At 67.1% G+C, this 19505-nt stretch carries 23 protein-coding genes; 19 read left to right on the top strand and 4 right to left on the bottom strand.

The window, feature by feature from the left end:
- The first annotated feature begins 577 nt into the window (after window positions 1–577).
- From B0293_RS19090 to B0293_RS19065, 6 genes are all read left to right on the top strand, one after another.
- On the top strand, window positions 578–2377 hold the full coding sequence (locus B0293_RS19090; protein ID WP_039919702.1) for a hypothetical protein: 1800 nt from the start codon (window positions 578–580) through the stop codon (window positions 2375–2377).
- A gap of 81 nt (window positions 2378–2458) precedes the next feature.
- Window positions 2459–4219, top strand: a complete 1761-nt coding sequence (locus tag B0293_RS19085) for a hypothetical protein (protein WP_039919703.1) — start codon at window positions 2459–2461, stop codon at window positions 4217–4219.
- A 62-nt stretch (window positions 4220–4281) separates the two neighbouring features.
- Window positions 4282–4515: a hypothetical protein gene (locus B0293_RS19080; RefSeq protein ID WP_005166754.1), complete on the top strand. Its 234-nt coding sequence runs from the start codon at window positions 4282–4284 to the stop codon at window positions 4513–4515.
- A 26-nt stretch (window positions 4516–4541) separates the two neighbouring features.
- A complete protein-coding gene (locus B0293_RS19075; RefSeq protein WP_005166755.1) occupies window positions 4542–4775 on the top strand; it encodes a hypothetical protein in 234 nt (77 codons plus the stop codon).
- A gap of 75 nt (window positions 4776–4850) precedes the next feature.
- Window positions 4851–5342, top strand: a complete 492-nt coding sequence (locus tag B0293_RS19070; protein ID WP_005166756.1) for an MmpS family transport accessory protein — start codon at window positions 4851–4853, stop codon at window positions 5340–5342.
- Window positions 5343–5545: 203 nt separating this feature from the next.
- A complete protein-coding gene (locus B0293_RS19065; protein WP_005166757.1) occupies window positions 5546–6040 on the top strand; it encodes a GNAT family N-acetyltransferase in 495 nt (164 codons plus the stop codon).
- Between the two features lie 4 nt (window positions 6041–6044).
- On the opposite strand, the gene B0293_RS19060 is transcribed toward B0293_RS19065, so the two are convergent.
- From B0293_RS19060 to B0293_RS19045, 4 genes are read right to left on the bottom strand one after another with little or no spacing between them, the layout of a single operon-like run.
- The gene (locus B0293_RS19060; protein WP_005166759.1) at window positions 6045–7490 is read right to left on the bottom strand and encodes a hypothetical protein; all 1446 of its coding nucleotides are present in this window, start codon (window positions 7488–7490) and stop codon (window positions 6045–6047) included.
- A gap of 9 nt (window positions 7491–7499) precedes the next feature.
- Complete coding sequence (locus tag B0293_RS19055) at window positions 7500–8663, bottom strand: hypothetical protein (protein WP_005166761.1); 1164 nt, start codon at window positions 8661–8663, stop codon at window positions 7500–7502.
- Window positions 8664–8676: 13 nt separating this feature from the next.
- Window positions 8677–9015 (bottom strand): hypothetical protein, encoded by a 339-nt coding sequence (locus B0293_RS19050; protein ID WP_005166763.1) that lies wholly within the window; start codon window positions 9013–9015, stop codon window positions 8677–8679.
- Window positions 9015–9599, bottom strand: coding sequence for a YbaB/EbfC family nucleoid-associated protein (locus B0293_RS19045; RefSeq protein WP_005166764.1), 585 nt, complete (start codon window positions 9597–9599; stop codon window positions 9015–9017). Before B0293_RS19045 ends, B0293_RS19050 begins: the two co-directional genes overlap by 1 nt.
- Before the next feature lie 178 nt (window positions 9600–9777).
- Here B0293_RS19045 and B0293_RS43105 point away from each other — a divergent pair, with 178 nt between their 5' ends.
- From B0293_RS43105 to rpsC, 13 genes are all read left to right on the top strand, one after another.
- Window positions 9778–9924 carry a hypothetical protein gene (locus tag B0293_RS43105; RefSeq protein ID WP_005166767.1) on the top strand — a complete coding sequence of 49 codons (147 nt, stop codon included), beginning with the start codon at window positions 9778–9780 and terminating at the stop codon, window positions 9922–9924.
- A 411-nt stretch (window positions 9925–10335) separates the two neighbouring features.
- Window positions 10336–10710, top strand: a complete 375-nt coding sequence (gene rpsL, locus B0293_RS19040) for a 30S ribosomal protein S12 (protein ID WP_003102113.1) — start codon at window positions 10336–10338, stop codon at window positions 10708–10710.
- Entirely contained in the window at window positions 10710–11180 is a 471-nt protein-coding gene (gene rpsG / locus B0293_RS19035; protein ID WP_005166770.1) for a 30S ribosomal protein S7, read from the top strand. The genes rpsL and rpsG overlap by 1 nt, the downstream gene beginning before the upstream one ends.
- A 63-nt stretch (window positions 11181–11243) precedes the next feature.
- A complete protein-coding gene (gene fusA, locus B0293_RS19030; RefSeq protein ID WP_005166771.1) occupies window positions 11244–13343 on the top strand; it encodes an elongation factor G in 2100 nt (699 codons plus the stop codon).
- Between the two features lie 124 nt (window positions 13344–13467).
- Entirely contained in the window at window positions 13468–14661 is a 1194-nt protein-coding gene (tuf, locus tag B0293_RS19025) for an elongation factor Tu (RefSeq protein ID WP_005166772.1), read from the top strand.
- Between the two features lie 409 nt (window positions 14662–15070).
- Complete coding sequence (gene rpsJ / locus B0293_RS19020; RefSeq protein ID WP_003102098.1) at window positions 15071–15376, top strand: 30S ribosomal protein S10; 306 nt, start codon at window positions 15071–15073, stop codon at window positions 15374–15376.
- Window positions 15377–15410: 34 nt separating this feature from the next.
- Window positions 15411–16061, top strand: coding sequence for a 50S ribosomal protein L3 (gene rplC, locus B0293_RS19015; RefSeq protein WP_020633317.1), 651 nt, complete (start codon window positions 15411–15413; stop codon window positions 16059–16061).
- A 2-nt stretch (window positions 16062–16063) separates the two neighbouring features.
- Window positions 16064–16750: a 50S ribosomal protein L4 gene (gene rplD / locus B0293_RS19010; RefSeq protein WP_005166776.1), complete on the top strand. Its 687-nt coding sequence runs from the start codon at window positions 16064–16066 to the stop codon at window positions 16748–16750.
- Window positions 16747–17058 carry a 50S ribosomal protein L23 gene (gene rplW / locus B0293_RS19005; RefSeq protein WP_005166778.1) on the top strand — a complete coding sequence of 104 codons (312 nt, stop codon included), beginning with the start codon at window positions 16747–16749 and terminating at the stop codon, window positions 17056–17058. The genes rplD and rplW overlap by 4 nt, the downstream gene beginning before the upstream one ends.
- A 16-nt stretch (window positions 17059–17074) precedes the next feature.
- Window positions 17075–17908 (top strand): 50S ribosomal protein L2, encoded by an 834-nt coding sequence (gene rplB / locus B0293_RS19000; protein WP_005166779.1) that lies wholly within the window; start codon window positions 17075–17077, stop codon window positions 17906–17908.
- A gap of 18 nt (window positions 17909–17926) precedes the next feature.
- Window positions 17927–18208, top strand: coding sequence for a 30S ribosomal protein S19 (rpsS, locus tag B0293_RS18995; protein WP_003102083.1), 282 nt, complete (start codon window positions 17927–17929; stop codon window positions 18206–18208).
- Window positions 18209–18236: 28 nt separating this feature from the next.
- A complete protein-coding gene (gene rplV, locus B0293_RS18990; protein WP_005166780.1) occupies window positions 18237–18653 on the top strand; it encodes a 50S ribosomal protein L22 in 417 nt (138 codons plus the stop codon).
- The gene (gene rpsC, locus B0293_RS18985) at window positions 18653–19504 is read left to right on the top strand and encodes a 30S ribosomal protein S3 (protein WP_005166781.1); all 852 of its coding nucleotides are present in this window, start codon (window positions 18653–18655) and stop codon (window positions 19502–19504) included. Before rplV ends, rpsC begins: the two co-directional genes overlap by 1 nt.
- Window position 19505: the final 1 nt, after the last annotated feature.

Here is a 19505-nt window from a genome sequence, read left to right as displayed (position 1 = left end):
AGTTCCCGGGATCGAGTAACGAAATTATAACGCCGTCACAGGCGCCGGACGCAGGTTACTGGTCCGTTGTGACGTGCGGTAGTGCCGCCAGGTGGCCTAATTCCCAGTACTCGGAAAATCGCCACCCGTTCGGTCCAATGGTCCATCCGCATCGTGGGAAATTCACTCTGTCGTGACGAGTCTCATTCTTTGATCACGAGATTGACACTCCGGCGGGTTCACACGAGTATTTCGCCCATGCAATCCCCAGTCGCCTTGGTGTGGCGCCGGCACGTTGACTTGCGGCAGCAAGCAAGCGCGCTGTGTATGGATTCCTGACTATTACAGGCTCGTCGCGTTTCGCTGGATCAGCGCGTCCGAAACGGATGCGCCGGTTCTTCGTGCGCTGACACTTTCCGCTGTGCCGCAACGGTTCCCTGGGTGAATCGGCGGCTGATTGCTTTCCCCTTCAAAGGCGCGGTGATGCCTGCGCGAATCAGGGGAGAGGTGTGCCGATTGTCTGGCGCTTCGGTAGCGAAAACAGGGAGAAAGAATGCTATCCAACTCGCCCAAGTGGCGAAAAGTGGCGATAGGTGCCATGGCGGTGGCGCTCGCCGTGGGCACGGTGACCTATACCGGTTCCGCGACGAGTGCCTACGCCGACGTCCAGGTCGTCAAGGACGCGAAGAAGGCGGCCGACGGCAAGGAGTACTGGGTCCAGAACCATCTGGTGTCCAAGGACGTCGCGGCGTCCCGGAGCGCCGACGGCAAGCGCAAGAAGTGGCTGCTGGTCTGGGCCGGTGACGAGAACATCGCCGACACCCTGGTCAAGGACGTCAAGAACCTGCCGGGTTCGCTCGGCGGCGGCCTGAACAAGATCAAGAACGCGTTGCCCGGTCCGGACTTCCTCGCCGTGATCGACGCGACGCAGGGTTCGCCGACCTACGGCAAGGTCGTCAACACCGCCACCGTCGGACCGCTCGTCGAGAACGAGCCGCACCACATGCAGTACGTGTGGCACAAGGGCGACACGATCTACGCCGGCGCGCTGTTCGCCGCCGCGACGTACGCCTTCGACGTTTCCGCGTTGCCGCAACTGAAGCTCAAGGGCGTCAGCCTGCCGACCCAGACCCTCGGCGGTTCCGTGCCGGACGCCTACTGGGTGCTCAAGGACGGCACCGCGTACGGCACGTACATGGGCGGCCCGGTCGTGCCCGGCCCGCACACCTACGCCAACGGTTCCACCGTGGTGGGCAACGGTTTCGCCGGCAGCCCCGGCGAGGTCGTCCGCTTCGACCAGAACGCGCAGGTGCTTTCCGAGTCCCCGGCGGCCACGCCGCAGGGCGACAACAAGAAGCTGTGCGACAACCTCCCGCAACTGGACAAGCCGACTTGCGCCAACCCGCACGGCATCCAGGCGCGTGAGGACCTCAACACCCTGGTCACCAGCGATTACGCCGAGCCGCGCAACATCATTCTCGATCCGGTGAAGCAGCCGTCGCCGTATCTGCGGCGGCCGACCGTCCGCACGTGGGACATCTCCGACCGCAACAAGCCGAAGCTCAAGGCGGTTTCGTACCTGCCGGACGGCCCGCGCGCCGATCCCGCGGACCCGCTGCACGCCGAAAGCCGCGCGGTCATGGAGACCACGGTGACCAACCTGCCCGGCCACAAGGGCGCGTTCGCCCAGACCATGCAGGGCGGCGCGGTGTTCTACACACCGGACATCACCGCCAAGGAACCGCACTGGATCCAGGTGTTCGACGACGGCGCCGCGAACAAGGCGATTCACCCGAACAACGACTCCAACGGTGGTGGTTCGAACGGCGGCTGGATCCAGACCAGCCCCGACGACAAGTACCTCTACCGCGCGATCACCGGACGGTCCAAGGGCGCGCTCGGCCCGGACGACCCCGGCACCACCGGTGGCGTGTACGTCCTCGACATCCAGAAACTGCTCGCCGCGGGCGACAAGGTCGAGGACATCCAAGGCCGGATCGACACGAAGGAAAAGTCCCAGCAGGGCGGTGGCGGCGACCTGCCGACCGTCGTCGGCGCGGCGCCGATCAACCCTGGTACATCCGGCGGCGGACCGCACTGGGGCGCTTACGACAACTTCGTGCTCGACAGTGACGGCTACTACCGCGAAACCGACAAGCCGCAACACCTCGCGGTGTCGAACTACTTCGTCGCACGGTCCGGTTTGGACGGTGACCACAAGGTCAACCTGCTGAACCTGGGCGAGGACGGGAAGCTCGCGGTCGACCAGAACTTCCGGGACGAGTTCACCGGACAGGTCGGGATCAACTTCAACCGGAAGACCTGGCCGCACGGGTCCTTCGGCAACGCCAAGCCGCACTCCGAACTGTTCGTCGTGGCTGACGCGGACCTCAAGTAATCCTGCTCGGCGCGGAAGGCCGTGGGTGGCGGGCACACTCCGCCACCCACGGCCCCGCCGACCTACTCGGAGAAGGTCCCCATGGATCACCACGTCATACCGGCGAGCTCGGGTTCGGCCGGCGTCGACATCGCACTGGTCCTGCTTCGGCTCGGACTCCTGCTGGCGACCGCTTTCCTTGCCGGTACGGGAATCCTTCGCCCGCTGGTGGGCGAACTGCCTCGGCGCCCGCATGTCACCATCGCCGTCCTCGGCGGGGTTTCCGCCGCGCTCGCCGCGATTTCCGCCTTCGCTACCGACGTCAACGTCATCGCGCTGATCGTTCATCTCGTGCTCGCGCTGGCCATTCCCGTCCTGATCCGCTGGCCGTCCGCCGGTCGCTGGGCGTCCCTGGCACTCGCCGCTCTCGTGGTGCTCGAAACCTCGCTCGGGCGGACGGGTGTCGAGTTCGCCATCGACACCGTCTACGTCGCGGCCGCGGCTTTGTGGTTCGGCGTCACCGTTCTTTCCGTCTGGGTACCCGCCGAGCAGTGGCGTCAGACGAACTTCCGGCTCGGCCCGCTTTCCCTGACCCTGGGCGGACTTCTGGTCGTCGCGGGCACGGTCCAGCTGTTCTCCTCCGGCCTCGGTTTCGACCGCAGGATCTACGGCACGCTCTTCGGTGTCACGTTGCTGGTGATCGCCTTGCTGCCGATCGTCGCCACGGTTGTCGCTGGATTCTCCTTCTCCGGCAAGGATTCCACGCGCGCGTACCGGCTGGGCGCGGCGGCCGTGACCGTCGGTTTCGTCGCTTGGAGCGCACTCGCGGCCATTCCCAAACCGCCCGAACCGCCGACGCCCGGCGTCGCCCTCCTCGCTGACGCCGCCATCGGTGACCAGCGGTTCCCGGTGCTGGTGAGTCCGCAGCGGCCCGGTAAGAACCTCGTCCATTTTCCGGCGAGCGCGGGCGACGAACTTTCCGCCGGGATCGAAGGCGGCCTGATCGGCAAGGCCATCGTGCGGCCCGGGGCCGAAGGCACCTGGGCCGAGGTCGACCTGCCGGAGGGGCGCAGCGACCTGATCATCAGCCGCGGCGAGGAGAAAACGACGATCGAGGTCGACGCGGGCGACGAGCAGGGGCTCGCCATCGCGGACACGGACGCGCCCGAATGCGCTTCGGCCGCGTTGGGCGGCCTGATCGCCGACCGCCGCCAAGTCCTCACTTCCTGCCCCGCCGACGCGCTTTCGGGTGAGGACAGCGGTTCTCTCGTCAAACTCGTCGAGTTCCTCGCCGGGCGCAAGCCTTCCGCGCTGACCCTCGTCGAGGACGATTCGCCGCGCAGTGTCGCGGCCGCGAAGCTCGTCCGGGAGACCGCCGCACGCTCCGGGCTCCCGGTGCAGGCCGAGGCGGGCCCGAACACCGCCCTGGTCGTGGTGTCCGGTTGGGCGGGCGGCTACACGGCGATGACCCGCGCGGCCGAGTCCCAGCGGCTCAAGCCGACCCACCAGTACGGCCTGTACCTGGCGCCTTGGCTGCTCAACGGGCCGATCGTCAACTCCGTCGCCAGTTCCTCGGTACCTCTGCGGTTCGACCCGCGCGAACAGGTCGCGGTGAGTTACGCGGTCGCCGCGGGCAACGCCTTCGGCGGCGAAAGCCCCACTCTCGGCGGGTTCCGGAACTGGCTGGGTGACCAGTGGCGGTCGATGAACGGCGACGTGCAGATCTTCGCGGCGGCCCAGGTCAACGCCATGCCGATGTACCCGGGCGAACCGCACGCCGTCGGGATGATCGCGGACCGGAACTACGCGGGGCAATGGATCCCCGACGGCACGATCGTGCCGGTCAGCTCGGTACTGCGGTGAAGGATTCCGCTCGATTCCAGCAGCGGTAAGGCTCGAGTTCAACGAAAGAAAAGGGAGAAGAGATGAAACGAATCGCGGCCCGTGTGCTGCTGCCGCTCGCCGTCGCGGGCGCGCTGTCCGGACTCGCCGGCGGCGTCGCCTCGGCCGACCCGCTGCCGGGTCTGCCCACCGGCGGCGGCAACCCCGCGGTCTGGCTGATCCCGGGCGTCGACCTCGGCAGCCTGCTCGGCCCCACCGTCCCCGTGCCCACCGACCTCCTGGCCCCGATCTACGGGATCATCACGCCCATTTCGTAAAACCGTTACCAGCAAAGGAGAATCCCATGAAGAAGACCTTCGTCCGCGCGGTCACCGGCGCGGCGCTCGCCGGTCTCGTCGTACTCGGCTCGGCCGCCCCGGCGCTCGCCGCGGAAGCCGCCCCGAACGATGTCGTGGTCGTCGACGAACCCGACACGAGCGACCTCAACAACATCTGGACGTTCGCGCCGCTCGGCGTGCCGGTGCTCGGTCTCATCCAGTCGCTCAACGGCGTCCCCGGCAAGCTGCTGCCGTCCTGATCCCCGTGGTGGCGCGACACCGGCTTGGTCCCGGTGTCGCGCCGCTGCTTCCGGCGCTTCCGGTGAGGAGAACCGATGGCCGACAGACAACTGATCGGGCGCATCGCCATCGCGGGGATCGTGGTGGCCGCGCTCGCGACCTGTGTGGTGCTGCTCAACGGCGGTGAGGAACCGCAGGCGGAGGGCGTGGCCGTCGTCGGCGAGCCGACCGAGGCCGCGCCGTCGCGCGGGCCGGATCGCACGATCACACGGACGCTGAGCCAGGCGCAGCCGCCGCCGGTGTCGAACGACTGGCAGATCGCCTACGAGCTGGTCGGGACGGGGACCGCGACGGTGGTCTACGACTCGAACGGGCTGGGGCTCGTGCATCAGGAGCTCCAGGTGACGCTGCCGTGGCGCAAGGAGCTCACGTGGAAGAACACCGGCACCCCGCCGACCGTCCAAGTGATGGGGCAGGGCGAGGGCGCCGTCGAATGCCGGGTGACCGTGGGCGGCACCGTCGTCACGTCCGAGAAGTCCACCCCCGGCGAGGTCGCGACCTGCGCCGGCCGCCTCGCCCCCTCCTGACCCCGGACTTGCGTTTAGCCCCCTAATCGCGATCTGGGGCCCTCCTGACCGGGGCGTCGCGTTTAGCGGGCTAAACGCGCTCCGGGGCCCCGAGTCGACTTTCGCGGGCTAATCGCGATCCGGGCGGCGGACCTGCGTTTAGCCCCCTAATCGCGATCCGGTGGTCGGGGAAAACCGGTGGCGCGGGTGGGCAGAATGGGGCCATGACCTGGAGCTTCGAAGTCACCCCCGTCGATCACCCGGACGCCGCCCAGCTGCTGCGGGAGTACCTGGACGAGATCGCGTCCCGCTTCTACGAGCGCCAGATCACCGAAGAGGAACTCGACGCCGCGCTCGACGAGCACCACAGCCGGGACCTGACCCCGCCGACCGGCGCCTTCCTCCTCGCCTGGCGCGACGGGGTGCTCGCCGGATGCGCCGGGCTCCGGGTCGCCGCCCCCGACATCACCGAGCTCACCCGCGTCTTCCTCCGGAAGGAAGAGCGAGGCAAGGGCGGCGCGGCGCTGCTCGTGGCCGCCGCCGAGGACGTCGCCCGCGACCTCGGGGCCACGCTGATCCGCCTCGACACCCGCGACGACCTCGTCGAGGCGAGGGCCCTGTACGCGCGTCTCGGCTACGAGACCGTCGAGCCCTTCAACGACGACCCCTTCGCCCATCACTACTTCGCGAAGTCCCTGGAACTCCCGGATCGCGTTTAGCGGGCTAAACGCGACGCGGTCGCGGGCGGTAGGTCGCCTTCGCGAGGAAGACGCCGGCGAGGACGGGGGCCAGGCCGATCAGCAGCAGGATGACGCCCGTGTCCTTGCCCTCGATCAGCGGATGCCCCCACAGCGGCGTCACGGAGATGTCGACGACGTCACCCCGCTCCGGGAAGTTCCCGAACGACAGCCACCGCAGGTCCTTGACCTCGTGCGTCTCGCCGTCGAGTTCGTATGTGCCGTCCACCAGGTTGCCGTTGCCGCAACTGGTGCAGTTCGACGTGCCCGCCTCTGCCCGCAACGTCGCCGTCACGGTGAGCCGCGCTTCGGGCGCGAGCCCGGTCAACGCGGTCAGCGAGTTCACCGCCAGTGCCAGCCCGGGCAGCACCAGCGCGAGCGCGACGACGGTCCGCGCCACCAGGGACAGCGAAGACAGCGGCTGACGGCCTGTCGCTTCCCGGCGCGCGTTGAGCGGGACGCGGAGCCCGGCGAGCGGCCCCCGCCGTCCACCGAGCCATCCGGCGTCGCTGGTGTCCGAAGCCTTCGCGGCAGAACGGAAATCGGCGTCCTCCCAGTCCACTGTGGACGCCAGGATGGCCAGGCGGCGCGAGTCGGCGAACATCATCTCTTCGGTCAGCGTCCCGGATTCGGCTGCCCACAGTGAGCCACCGTGGAAAGCCACCTCGCGGACCCGGAACCACGGGTCGCCCGCCAGCAGACCACGGACGTCCGGGGTCAGCAGGGCCGCGGCGAACTCCGGATCCGACGTCTTCACGGTGAACCGGCGGTCGAACTCCGTGCCGGTCTCGAACCGTTGCAGCAACGCGTCCGGCTTCGGTGCCCCGATGGTGTTCCGCGTGATGCGGGCGTCCTCCAGCGGCGTGAACCGTTCCGGTTCGAAAGCACCGATGGCCGGAGTGATGACGACCGACGGCACGACCGGCGTCCGCAGCTGGATCAGGGCGTACGTCCCATCGATCAGGTCAGCCGTCCTGGCCAGCTCCGGGAACCCGTCGGAGCCCTGGGAACCACCGAGCCGGTACTCGACCCCGAGCAGCCGATGCCCGTTGTGACCGAACTCGACAGCCGTGTTCACGGACTCGGGGGACGCCCCCGTGACGGCGATCCCACGCACGGGAAGCACACCGAACGAAGGCTCACCGGACCCGTCGAGCCTGCCGATCCACGTCTTCTGCCGATACCCCCGCCATGCCGCCAGAGCCGCGATGACCAGCGGGAACGCGAACCACAGCCAGCCGGGCACCGCACTGCCGGAGCCCGCCGAGAGCCAGTACAGCGACGTCTCGGAGACGAGGATCCCGCAGAGGGCGTAACTGACGGCGGCCGCGGTCGGCCGCCGTCCGTCGAACCGCCCGCCGAGCAGCAACAGTGCCAAGGCCACGGTGTAACCACCGGCGATGAGCCAAGGCCCGGCCAGCTGATCGTCCATCGGGCGACCCTACTGGTCCATGTCGAGGTTCTCGCGGGTCTCCTCTTCGCTGTGGCGACCACCGGTGCGGCCGTACTCCTGCCCGGTGGTGATGTTCTTGGTGTTGTCGATGGCCTTGTTCGCGGCGTCGAAAGCCGCCTTGCCCTGGTACGCCGATCCCTTCGACAGGTCGCTGGGATTGACCCCGACCACCTGCTTGATCGCCTGGTTCGGCACGCCCTTGAGGACGTCCTTCGCGGCGTCGCCGAACGTCCCCAGCTGGGTCCCGGTGTCCTTGGCGAACGCGCCGACGATCGACTTCTCCTGACCGGGGGTCAGCCCGACCTTGCCCGCCTTCGTCAGCTTGGAACCCTGTTTGACCAGGTCATCGGTCCACTTGAGCATGAAGCCCATGAACTTGTCGAGCAGCTTGCCGAGCTTCCCGAGGTGCTTGGTGATCTTGCCCATCGCGCTCGCGGCCTTGGCGATCGTCGCGGTCATCGCGGCGGCCACCGTCGAGCCGAGGCTGACGACGGACGCGGCCAGCGCGGGCAGCCAGATGTAGATCGCCCAGGTGACCAGTTCGGAGATGATCGATTTGACGACCTCTTCGATGACGGTCATCACCATCGACCACATCTGCAGCGTCTCGGCCACCGTGCCGGCGCTGTTGCCGATGCCCTTGATGCCGACGGCGAAGTCGCCGAGGGCGTTCCGGGCGGCGTCGCCCGCGTCGCCCACCCAGTCCTTCAGCGACTCGTCGCCGGTCTTGACGAAGTCGTCGGCCAGCGTGACGAAGCCCTTGGCGATGTTGCCGAAGTTGCCCGCCGCGGTCTTGAGCGCCGGACCGTCACCCGTGACGAAGTGCAGCGCGTCCTGCAACGGCTGGATCAGCTCGATCAGGATGTTCAGGCCGTTGCTGACCAGCCAGCCGACCGGGTCGAGCACGAAGCTCGCGAGGTCCGCGCCCGCCCCCGCGATGAAACCGGCGCCGTCCTGCACCAGCTGCCCCCCGGCGGCCACGAGGTCGCCGGGGCCCTGCGCGGCGCTGAACTTCTCGTAGGCGGTGGTGACGGTGGCGACGCCCTTGCCCGCGATCGGCACCTTCTTCGCCGCGTCGACCGCGTTCTTGCCGAAGCTGTCGTCGCCGGTGATCTTCACGCCACCGGCGATGCTCGCCTTCTCGTCGGTCATGCCGTCCCCCAGCTCACTTCGGTCCGTCGATCTTGGCTTCGTACTTCCCCAGGGTGATCGTCGCGTCGTTTTCGAAGCCGTTGTAGATCGACGCCGCCTGAGTCATCTTCCCGGAGAACGAGTCCACCCCGGTCTTCATCAGTTCGAGCAGTTCGCGCAGGTCGGCGAGCTTGCCGGTGTAGGTCTGCTTCACCGCGAGCCCGATCAGGCCCCACGACTTGTCCGTGACGTCGGCCTGGTCGACGAGGCCGCCGAACTTGCCCGCCTCGTCCTTGTAGTAGCCGAGCTTGTGCGCGTAGTCGGTCAAGGCCTGCGTCTTGACCGCGTGCCCGCCGGCGCCTGGTCCGGTCATCAGTGGTCCTCCTCGTCGAACAGGTTCTTGAGGAACTGGTCACCGGCCGAGTTCCCGCCCGAAGGCGACTGCCCGGGAGTCGGCTCGTCCGACCGCCGGAGCACCGTTTCCTCGCTGAAGTCGTCCTCGTTGCGAGGGCGACGGTCGGCGCGGGTGGTGTCCTGCGGCGGCTCCTCCGACATCTGAGACCGCAGTTCGTCCTTCGTGGTTCCCAATGCTTCCGCTTGGGCTTCGAGAACCTGTTCTTCGACGTTCGTGTGGAAGACCCCGCCGAACTGCGCGTCGACGATCCCCGCCTGCTTCCGCGCCGCGTCGGCCACCGCGGTGTGCAAAGTGGACAGAATGGCGGCGGCGAGCTGTTGTGGTTGCTGCCGAAGGGCTTCCGGGGACAGGCGGATGTCCTTCACGGAGCCTCCCGGCCCCGCGACGACGGTGACCGAGCGGTCCGGCGACGCCGCCACCGACTCCAGTTCCGCCAGTTCGCCCTGCATTTCGCCGACCTTCGCGAACTGCGTCTCGGCCTGTTTGATCTTGGACTGGAATTTCTCGAATTCCGCGACGAGCTGTTCGAACTCGGCCGACATGGAGCCTCCCCGTGCTTGCGGTGCGTCAGCGGTCATCACTGTGACCGGTGTCATCGTGACCCATTCACCTGTTTGACGCGATGGTGTGCTTTCCGGATCCATCCGGCTCACCCGTTGGGGGAATAGGTAGCGTGGTTCGCCGAGCAGGGCGGTATCAGTACGTATGAGGGGAGGCGTCGTGGACGCCGAGAAGCAGGAAAGCACCGAAGAACCCAGGCGGGGGAGTCACGCGGCGCCGGAGGGGGCGCCCGTTCACCCGCTGATCGACCTCAGCCGGGACCCGCACCCGGGCCGGGCGGACCACGCCAAGCCCGACGAGGAGTGAAGGCCGGGCGCGCGGCGTCTCCGGTGAGGGTGGGGCGGGAATGACCCTCTGCCGGGAGATCCGGCGCCGGAGGCCTACGGGGAATGAATCAGCCCCGAATCGCCGTTCCATCAGGGTGGCCGCGGCGTGACGCCCGGCACGATATAGTTATCGACCCCCCGATTTGGCCGGTCCGGATGTGGCCGGGTATCTTTGGAGACCGTGCCCGGCAGGCGTCGGGCCGTCCCGTGTGCCGTGCGGCATGGACGGGGTGCTCAGGCATCCGGTCCACCGGCTTCGCCCACGCGGGATCCGACGGAAAATCCCTACGGGAAGTTACCGGTCGCAAGACCGTGACGCGGGCCGACACGCCCGACCGCGGGGGCCGGAGACAACACGTAGTAGCAAGATCGCGAACAGAAAGCTGGTCCATTGCCCACGATCCAGCAGCTGGTCCGTAAGGGCCGCCAGGACAAGGCTGCCAAGCAGAAGACCGCGGCCCTCAAGGGGAGCCCGCAGCGGCGTGGCGTGTGCACTCGCGTGTACACCACAACCCCCAAGAAGCCGAACTCGGCGCTTCGCAAGGTCGCTCGTGTGAAGCTGACCAGCGGCATCGAGGTCACCGCCTACATTCCCGGTGAAGGCCACAACCTGCAGGAGCACTCGATGGTGCTCGTGCGCGGTGGTCGTGTGAAGGACCTGCCGGGTGTCCGCTACAAGATCATCCGCGGTTCGCTCGACACCCAGGGTGTCAAGAACCGTAAGCAGGCGCGCAGCCGGTACGGCGCGAAGAAGGAGAAGAGCTAATGCCCCGCAAGGGTCCGGCCCCGAAGCGGCCGCTGATCTCTGACCCCGTCTACGCATCCCCGCTGGTCACCCAGCTGGTGAACAAGGTGCTGAAGGACGGCAAGCGGTCCCTGGCCGAGCGCATCGTCTACGGCGCCCTCGAAGGCGCTCGCGAGAAGACCGGCACTGACCCGGTCGTCACGCTGAAGCGCGCCCTCGACAACGTGAAGCCCACCATCGAGGTGAAGAGCCGCCGCGTCGGTGGTGCCACCTACCAGGTGCCGATCGAGGTCAAGCCGGGCCGCTCCACCACCCTCGCGCTGCGCTGGCTCGTCTCCTTCTCCGCGGCCCGCCGCGAGAAGACCATGATCGAGCGTCTGCAGAACGAGCTCCTCGACGCGAGCAACGGCCTCGGCGCCAGCGTGAAGCGGCGCGAGGACACCCACAAGATGGCCGAGTCCAACAAGGCCTTCGCGCACTACCGCTGGTGATGACCGCCCGGCTGCCGATCAAAGCCTTGCCGGGCCCCAATTTTGAGACAGGGGAACACTCTCGTGGCACGTGAAGTGCTGACCGACCTGAACCAGGTCCGCAACATCGGCATCATGGCCCACATCGACGCCGGTAAGACCACCACCACCGAGCGGATCCTGTTCTACACCGGGGTCAACTACAAGATCGGTGAAGTCCACGATGGCGCCGCCACCATGGACTGGATGGAGGAGGAGCAGAAGCGGGGTATCACCATCACCTCGGCTGCCACCACCACGTTCTGGGCCGACCACCAGATCAACATCATCGACACGCCGGGCCACGTCGACTTCACCGTCGAGGTGGAGCGTTCGCTCCGCGTGCTCGATGGTGCCGTCGCCGTCTTCGACGGCAAGGAAGGTGTCGAGCCGCAGTCCGAGCAGGTCTGGCGTCAGGCGGACAAGTACGAGGTTCCTCGTATCTGCTTCGTCAACAAGATGGACAAGCTCGGCGCGGACTTCTACTTCACCGTCCGCACCATCGAGGAGCGCCTCGGCGCCCGCCCGCTGGTCATCCAGCTGCCGATCGGCGCCGAGAACGAGTTCGAAGGCGTCATCGACCTGGTCCGCATGAAGGCGCTGACCTGGCGCGGCGAGGTCCAGAAGGGCGAGGACTACGCCGTCGAGGAGATCCCGGCCGAGCTCGCCGACAAGGCGGCCGAGTACCGGGAGAAGCTGGTCGAGGCCATCGCCGAGACCGACGACTCCCTGATGGAGAAGTTCCTCGAGGGCGAGGAGCTGACCGAGGCCGAGCTGAAGGCCGGTATCCGGAAGCTCACCGTGAACCGCGAGGCGTACCCGGTGCTCACCGGTTCCGCGTTCAAGAACAAGGGCGTCCAGCCCATGCTCGACGCGGTCATCGACTACCTTCCGTCGCCGCTGGACGTCCCCGCCGTCGAGGGCACGCTGCCCGACGGCGAGACCCCGGTCACCCGGAAGCCGTCCGTCGACGAGCCGTTCTCCGCTCTGGCGTTCAAGATCGCCGCGCACCCGTTCTTCGGCAAGCTGACCTACATCCGGGTGTACTCGGGCAAGGTCGCCTCCGGCGCGCAGCTGATCAACGCCACCAAGGAGCGCAAGGAGCGCATCGGGAAGCTCTTCCAGATGCACTCCAACAAGGAGAACCCGGTCGACGAGGCCCAGGCCGGCCACATCTACGCGGTCATCGGCCTGAAGGACACCACCACCGGTGACACCCTCGCCGACCCGCAGAACCCGGTCGTCCTCGAGTCGATGACGTTCCCGGCGCCGGTCATCCGCGTCGCGATCGAGCCGAAGACCAAGGCCGACCAGGAGAAGCTGTCCCTGGCGATCCAGAAGCTGGCCGAAGAGGACCCGACGTTCCAGGTCAACCTGGACGAGGACACCGGCCAGACGATCATCGCGGGTATGGGCGAGCTGCACCTCGAGGTGCTGGTCAACCGTATGAAGTCCGACTACAAGGTCGAGGCGAACATCGGTAAGCCGCAGGTCGCCTACCGCGAGACGGTGCGCAAGACGGTCGAGAAGCTCGACTACGTGCACAAGAAGCAGACCGGTGGTTCCGGTCAGTTCGCGAAGGTCATCGTCAAGCTCGAGCCGCTCGAGTCCACCGACGGTGCCCTCTACGAGTTCGACAACAAGGTCACCGGTGGTCGCGTGCCGCGGGAGTACATCCCGTCGGTCGACGCGGGCGCGCAGGACGCCATGCAGTACGGCGTGCTGGCCGGCTACCCGCTCGTCGGGTTGAAGTTCACCTTGTTGGACGGCGCGTACCACGAGGTCGACTCTTCGGAAATGGCCTTCAAGATCGCCGGCTCCATGGCGATGAAGGAAGCCGCGAAGAAGGCCGGTCCGGTCATCCTCGAGCCGCTGATGGCCGTCGAGGTCACCACGCCCGAGGACTACATGGGCGATGTGATCGGCGACCTCAACTCCCGCCGTGGCCAGATCCAGGCCATGGAGGAGCGCGCCGGTACCCGTGTCGTCAAGGCACTGGTCCCGCTGTCGGAGATGTTCGGTTACGTCGGCGACCTGCGTTCGCGTACGCAGGGACGTGCCAACTACTCCATGGTGTTCGACTCCTACGCCGAGGTTCCCGCGAACGTCGCGAAGGAAATCATCGCGAAGGCGACGGGGGAGTAGTTCCCGTCCGCTCGCGGGCATAAGGAACACTCCTGAACGTCCGCAGCATCCGTCAACAAACGAATCTCCGTCCGACAGCCACGTTGGCCGGTGAGTAAGCAAAACAGTCCAGGAGGACATTCCAGTGGCGAAGGCGAAATTCGAGCGGACCAAGCCGCACGTCAACATCGGGACCATCGGTCACGTCGACCACGGTAAGACCACTCTGACCGCGGCGATCACCAAGGTTCTGCACGACAAGTACCCCGAGCTGAACACGGCGTCGGCGTTCGACCAGATCGACAACGCGCCGGAAGAGAAGCAGCGCGGCATCACGATCAACATCTCGCACGTCGAGTACCAGACCGAGAAGCGTCACTACGCCCACGTGGACGCCCCCGGTCACGCGGACTACATCAAGAACATGATCACCGGCGCGGCGCAGATGGACGGCGCGATCCTCGTGGTCGCGGCGACCGACGGCCCGATGCCGCAGACCCGTGAGCACGTGCTGCTCGCGAAGCAGGTCGGCGTGCCCTACATCGTGGTCGCGCTGAACAAGGCCGACATGGTCGACGACGAGGAGATCCTGGAGCTCGTCGAGCTCGAGGTCCGCGAGCTGCTGTCCTCCCAGGACTTCCCGGGTGACGACGCTCCGGTCGTCAAGGTCTCCGGCCTGAAGGCCCTCGAGGGCGACGCCAAGTGGGGCGAGAGCGTTCTCGAGCTCATGGCGGCCGTCGACGAGAACGTGCCGGACCCGGTGCGCGAGCTCGACAAGCCGTTCCTGATGCCGATCGAAGACGTCTTCACGATCACCGGCCGTGGCACGGTCGTGACCGGCCGTATCGAGCGTGGCCGCGTCAACGTGAACGAAGAGGTCGAGATCGTCGGCATCAAGGAGAAGTCGACCAAGACCACCGTCACCGGTGTCGAGATGTTCCGCAAGCTGCTCGACCAGGGTGAGGCCGGCGACAACGTCGGTCTGCTGGTCCGTGGCATCAAGCGCGAGGACGTCGAGCGCGGCCAGGTCGTCGTGAAGCCGGGCACCACCACCCCGCACACGGAGTTCGAGGGCTCGGTCTACATCCTGTCGAAGGACGAGGGTGGCCGTCACACCCCGTTCTTCAACAACTACCGCCCGCAGTTCTACTTCCGTACCACGGACGTGACCGGCGTCGTCACCCTCAAGGAGGGTGTCGAGATGGTCATGCCGGGCGACAACACGGACATCAGCGTCGTGCTGATCCAGCCGGTCGCCATGGACGAGGGCCTGCGTTTCGCCATCCGTGAGGGTGGACGGACCGTCGGCGCCGGCCAGGTCACCAAGATCAACAAGTGATTTAACGCCGACCCGGGGGTCTGATACACCCCCGGGTTCAAGGCGTCAAATCACGTGTGCGACACTATTCAGGTTGCTCGTCCTGGGGCGGCCGAACTCGTACTTCTTTGGAGAACGGGTTCCGGCCGCCCTGGTATGAGCGGCCACGGTCCGCGGAGCACTTCCTTCGGGTGAGGCTAGCGGGCAAAGGCGTTTGAGACGGCGACCAAGCTTTTCCGCCGGCTCGATGCCTCCTCACGTTGAGGAAGACCAGGCAAGACGAAGATCCCGCGGGATCCGTCTGTGCGTCGGGCACGACACGCCCGACCGCGTGGACCGGGGACAGGGCCGTTGAACTGGGAAAACCTCAGCCAGGCTGAGGTTTGAAAAGACAAAAGCGGCACGAGACGACAAGGAACGAGCAGCCACCATGGCGGGACAGAAGATCCGCATCCGGCTCAAGGCCTACGACCACGAGGCGATCGACACCTCGGCACGCAAGATCGTCGAGACGGTCACGCGTACCGGCGCCCGTGTTGTCGGGCCGGTGCCGCTGCCCACCGAGAAGAACGTTTACTGCGTCATCCGCTCGCCGCACAAGTACAAGGACTCGCGCGAGCACTTCGAGATGCGCACGCACAAGCGTCTGATCGACATCCTCGACCCGACGCCGAAGACGGTCGACGCGCTCATGCGCATCGACCTGCCGGCGAGCGTCGACGTCAACATCCAGTAGCAGCGGCTGGCGAGCGGCGGAGAGTAAGAGACTCATGTCTGACAGGCAAGTGAAGGGCATCCTGGGCACCAAGCTCGGCATGACCCAGGTCTTCGACGAGAACAACCGGGTCGTCCCGGTGACCGTCGTGCAGGCCGGGCCGAACGTGGTCACCCAGGTTCGGACCCAGGAGAACGACGGCTACAAGGCCGTGCAGCTGGCTTTCGGCGCGGTCGACCCGCGCCGGGTGAACAAGCCGCGCACCGGCCACTTCGACAAGGCGAGCGTGACCCCGCGTCGTTTCCTTGCGGAGCTGCGTACCACCGACGCCGAGACCTACGAAGTCGGCCAGGAGATCACCGCCGAGGTGTTCGAGGCCGGTATCGAGGTCGACGTGACCGGTACCAGCAAGGGCAAGGGCTACGCCGGTGTCATGAAGCGTCACGGCTTCAAGGGCCAGGGCGCGAGCCACGGTGCCCAGGCCGTGCACCGCAAGCCCGGCTCGATCGGTGGCTGTGCCACCCCGGGCCGCGTCTTCAAGGGCCTGCGCATGGCGGGCCGGATGGGCAACGACCGGGTCACCACGCAGAACCTGACCGTGCACGCGGTGCGTGCCGAGGACGGCCTGCTGCTGATCAAGGGCGCCGTGCCCGGTCCCAAGGGCGGCCTGCTGTTCGTTCGCAGCGCCGCGAAGGGTGGTAACTGAACATGACCAGCGTCGAGCTGAAGACCCCGGCCGGTAAAGCCGACGGCACGGTCGAGCTCCCCTCGGAGATCTTCGACGTGCAGGCCAACGTGCCCCTCATGCACCAGGTCGTGGTGGGCCAGCTGGCCGCCGCGCGCCAGGGCACGCATGACACCAAGACCCGCGGTGAAGTCCGCGGTGGTGGCAAGAAGCCGTACCGCCAGAAGGGCACCGGCCGCGCCCGCCAGGGTTCGACCCGGGCGCCGCAGTTCACCGGTGGTGGCGTCGTCCACGGCCCCACGCCGCGTGACTACACCCAGCGGACCCCGAAGAAGATGAAGGCCGCCGCCCTGCGTGGCGCCCTCTCCGACCGGGCCCGTGCCGGACAGCTGCACGTCGTCACCGAACTGGTGACCGGCGAGAAGCCGTCCACCAAGTCCGCCAAGGCCGCCATCGCCGCGCTGACCCAGGCGAAGCGCGTTCTCGTGGTCCTGCACCGCGACGACGAGCTGAGCTGGAACTCGCTGCGGAACCTGGCCGAGGTCCACATCATCACGCCCGATCAGCTCAACACCTACGACGTGTTGGTCAACGACGACGTGGTGTTCACCAAGGCCGCTTACGACGTGTTCGTCGCCGGTCCCGTCCGGGGCAAGGGCGCGAAGGCAAGCGCGCGGTCGAGCGAGGTTGAAGGGAGTGACGAGCAGTGAGTGCGATCGCCATCCCCGATCCCCGCGACATCTTGCTCGCGCCGGTGATCTCCGAGAAGTCCTACGGGCTGCTCGAGGACCACAAGTACACGTTCATCGTCCGCCCGGACGCCAACAAGACCCAGATCAAGATCGCGGTCGAGAAGGTGTTCGGCGTCAAGGTGGTCAGCGTCAACACGGCCAACCGCCAGGGCAAGCGTAAGCGGACTCGCGCCGGCTTCGGCAAGCGCAAGGACACCAAGCGCGCCATCGTGACTCTTTCGGCTGAGAGCAAGCCGATCGAGATCTTCGGCGGACCCACCGCGTAAAGGACTGAGCTGACACATGGGCATCCGCAAGTACAAGCCGACGACCCCGGGTCGTCGCGGTTCCAGCGTCTCCGACTTCGCCGAGATCACTCGGTCCACCCCGGAGAAGTCGCTGCTGCGTCCGCTGAGCAAGTCCGGCGGCCGTAACTCCAGCGGCAAGATCACCACCCGGCACAAGGGCGGTGGCCACAAGCGCGCGTACCGGCTGATCGACTTCCGCCGGAACGACAAGGACGGCGTTCCCGCCAAGGTCGCGCACATCGAGTACGACCCCAACCGGTCCGCTCGCATCGCGCTGCTGCACTACGCCGACGGCGAGAAGCGCTACATCATCGCCCCGGAAAAGCTCAAGCAGGGTGACACGGTCGAGAACGGCCCCCGGGCCGACATCAAGCCGGGTAACAACCTGCCGCTGCGCAACATCCCGGTCGGCACCGTGATCCACGCGATCGAGCTCCGCCCCGGTGGCGGCGCGAAGATGGCGCGGTCCGCCGGTGCCAAGGTGCAGCTGGTGGCGAAGGACGGGCCTTACGCCCAGCTTCGTCTCCCCTCGGGCGAGATCCGCAACGTCGACGTGCGCAACCGCGCCACCATCGGCGAGGTCGGCAACTCCGAGCACTCGAACATCAACTGGGGCAAGGCGGGCCGTAACCGCTGGCGCGGCAAGCGCCCCACCGTCCGTGGTGTCGTCATGAACCCGGTCGACCACCCGCACGGTGGTGGTGAGGGTAAGACCTCCGGTGGTCGCCACCCGGTGAACCCGAACGGAAAGCCCGAAGGCCGCACCCGCCGCCGCAAGGCCTCCGACGCCATGATCGTCCGCCGCCGGCGTACCGGCAAGAAGCGCTGAGCAGGGAGGTAGAAGAACATGCCACGTAGCCTCAAAAAGGGCCCCTTCGTGGACGACCACCTGCTCAAGAAGGTGGACGCTCTCAACGAGTCGGGCAAGAAGACCGTCATCAAGACCTGGTCGCGACGCTCCACGATCATCCCGGATTTCCTGGGTCACACGATCGCGGTGCACGACGGTCGCAAGCACGTCCCGGTGTTCGTCACCGAGGCGATGGTGGGTCACAAGTTGGGCGAATTCGCTCCGACTCGGACCTTCAAGGGCCACATCAAGGACGACCGCAAGTCGCGCCGCCGCTGAGCGGGCACGAGAGAACAAGGAACTAGCGATGAACGCCCAGAACGACGTGGCCGAGGCTTTGCCGACGGCTTACGCGCGGGCTCGCTTCGTCCGGGACTCGCCTACCAAGGTGCGCCGGGTGATCGAGCTGATCAAGGGACGTAGCGCCGCCGACGCCTTGGCCGTGCTCCAGTTCGCCCCGCAGGCGGCAAGCGAGCCGGTCGCGAAGGTGCTCGCCAGCGCCGTGGCCAACGCCGAGAACAACCTCGATCTCGACCCGGACACCCTCTGGGTCAAGAACGCCTACGCCGACGAGGGCCCGACCCTCAAGCGCATCCGTCCGCGGGCCCAGGGCCGCGCGTACCGGATCCGCAAGCGGACCAGCCACATCACCGTCGAGGTGGAGTCGCGTCCCAAGGCCGAGGCCAAGAAGGCACAGGGCAAGAAGAAGGCAGGTGGCCGGTAGTGGGCCAGAAGATCAACCCGCACGGCTTCCGCCTGGGTATCACCACGGACTGGAAGTCGCGTTGGTACGCCGACAAGCAGTACGCGGAGTACGTGGCCGAGGACGTCAAGATCCGGAAGCTGCTGTCCACGGGCATGGAGCGCGCCGGGATCTCCAAGGTCGAGATCGAGCGCACCCGTGACCGGGTCCGCGTCGACATCCACACCGCCCGGCCGGGCATCGTCATCGGCCGTCGCGGCGCGGAGGCCGACCGTATCCGCGGCGCGCTGGAGAAGCTGACCGCCAAGCAGGTCCAGCTGAACATCCTCGAGGTCAAGAACCCCGAGGCCGACGCCCAGCTCGTCGCTCAGGGTGTCGCGGAGCAGCTGAGCAACCGTGTGGCGTTCCGCCGCGCGATGCGCAAGGCGATCCAGACCTCCATGCGTTCGCCGCAGGTCAAGGGCATCCGCGTGCAGTGCGGCGGTCGTCTCGGCGGTGCCGAGATGTCCCGCTCCGAGCACTACCGCGACGGTCGCGTCCCGCTGCACACGCTGCGCGCCGACATCGACTACGGCTTCTTCGAGGCCAAGACGACGTTCGGTCGCATCGGCGTGAAGGTGTGGATCTACAAGGGCGAGCTCGTGGGTGGCCTCAAGGCCAAGGAGGCGCGTGACGCCGCCGCGGCCGCCGAGCGCGCCCCGCGCCGTGACCGTGGTGACCGTCCGTCCCGACCGCGCCGTTCCGGCTCGTCGGGCACGACGCCGACCTCGACCGAAGCCGGTCGGGCTGCTGCCGCCGCGAAGAGCGACGACACCGCCCCCGCGGCCACCGAGGCCCCGGCTGCTGAGACTGCAGAAAAGACGGAGGGCTGAC

The sequence above is a fragment of the Amycolatopsis azurea DSM 43854 genome (genome assembly GCF_001995215.1).
In the GTDB taxonomy this organism is placed as follows: Bacteria; Actinomycetota; Actinomycetes; order Mycobacteriales; family Pseudonocardiaceae; genus Amycolatopsis; species Amycolatopsis azurea.
The sequence above is the reverse complement of the archived record's forward strand: the minus strand, read 5'-3'. Positions and strand labels throughout refer to the sequence as shown.

Excerpts from the sequence above, each read along its gene's own strand:
- B0293_RS19090 (WP_039919702.1), top strand. The coding sequence starts at position 578 with ATGGCGGTGGCGCTCGCCGTGGGCACGGTGACCTATACCGGTTCCGCG.
- B0293_RS19085 (WP_039919703.1), top strand. The coding sequence starts at position 2,459 with ATGGATCACCACGTCATACCGGCGAGCTCGGGTTCGGCCGGCGTCGAC.
- B0293_RS19080 (WP_005166754.1), top strand. The coding sequence starts at position 4,282 with ATGAAACGAATCGCGGCCCGTGTGCTGCTGCCGCTCGCCGTCGCGGGC.
- B0293_RS19075 (WP_005166755.1), top strand. The coding sequence starts at position 4,542 with ATGAAGAAGACCTTCGTCCGCGCGGTCACCGGCGCGGCGCTCGCCGGT.
- B0293_RS19070 (WP_005166756.1), top strand. The coding sequence starts at position 4,851 with ATGGCCGACAGACAACTGATCGGGCGCATCGCCATCGCGGGGATCGTG.
- B0293_RS19065 (WP_005166757.1), top strand. The coding sequence starts at position 5,546 with ATGACCTGGAGCTTCGAAGTCACCCCCGTCGATCACCCGGACGCCGCC.
- B0293_RS19060 (WP_005166759.1), bottom strand. The coding sequence starts at position 7,490 with ATGGACGATCAGCTGGCCGGGCCTTGGCTCATCGCCGGTGGTTACACC.
- B0293_RS19055 (WP_005166761.1), bottom strand. The coding sequence starts at position 8,663 with ATGACCGACGAGAAGGCGAGCATCGCCGGTGGCGTGAAGATCACCGGC.
- B0293_RS19050 (WP_005166763.1), bottom strand. The coding sequence starts at position 9,015 with ATGACCGGACCAGGCGCCGGCGGGCACGCGGTCAAGACGCAGGCCTTG.
- B0293_RS19045 (WP_005166764.1), bottom strand. The coding sequence starts at position 9,599 with ATGTCGGCCGAGTTCGAACAGCTCGTCGCGGAATTCGAGAAATTCCAG.
- rpsG (WP_005166770.1), top strand. The coding sequence starts at position 10,710 with ATGCCCCGCAAGGGTCCGGCCCCGAAGCGGCCGCTGATCTCTGACCCC.
- rpsJ (WP_003102098.1), top strand. The coding sequence starts at position 15,071 with ATGGCGGGACAGAAGATCCGCATCCGGCTCAAGGCCTACGACCACGAG.
- rplC (WP_020633317.1), top strand. The coding sequence starts at position 15,411 with ATGTCTGACAGGCAAGTGAAGGGCATCCTGGGCACCAAGCTCGGCATG.
- rplD (WP_005166776.1), top strand. The coding sequence starts at position 16,064 with ATGACCAGCGTCGAGCTGAAGACCCCGGCCGGTAAAGCCGACGGCACG.
- rplB (WP_005166779.1), top strand. The coding sequence starts at position 17,075 with ATGGGCATCCGCAAGTACAAGCCGACGACCCCGGGTCGTCGCGGTTCC.
- rpsS (WP_003102083.1), top strand. The coding sequence starts at position 17,927 with ATGCCACGTAGCCTCAAAAAGGGCCCCTTCGTGGACGACCACCTGCTC.
- rplV (WP_005166780.1), top strand. The coding sequence starts at position 18,237 with ATGAACGCCCAGAACGACGTGGCCGAGGCTTTGCCGACGGCTTACGCG.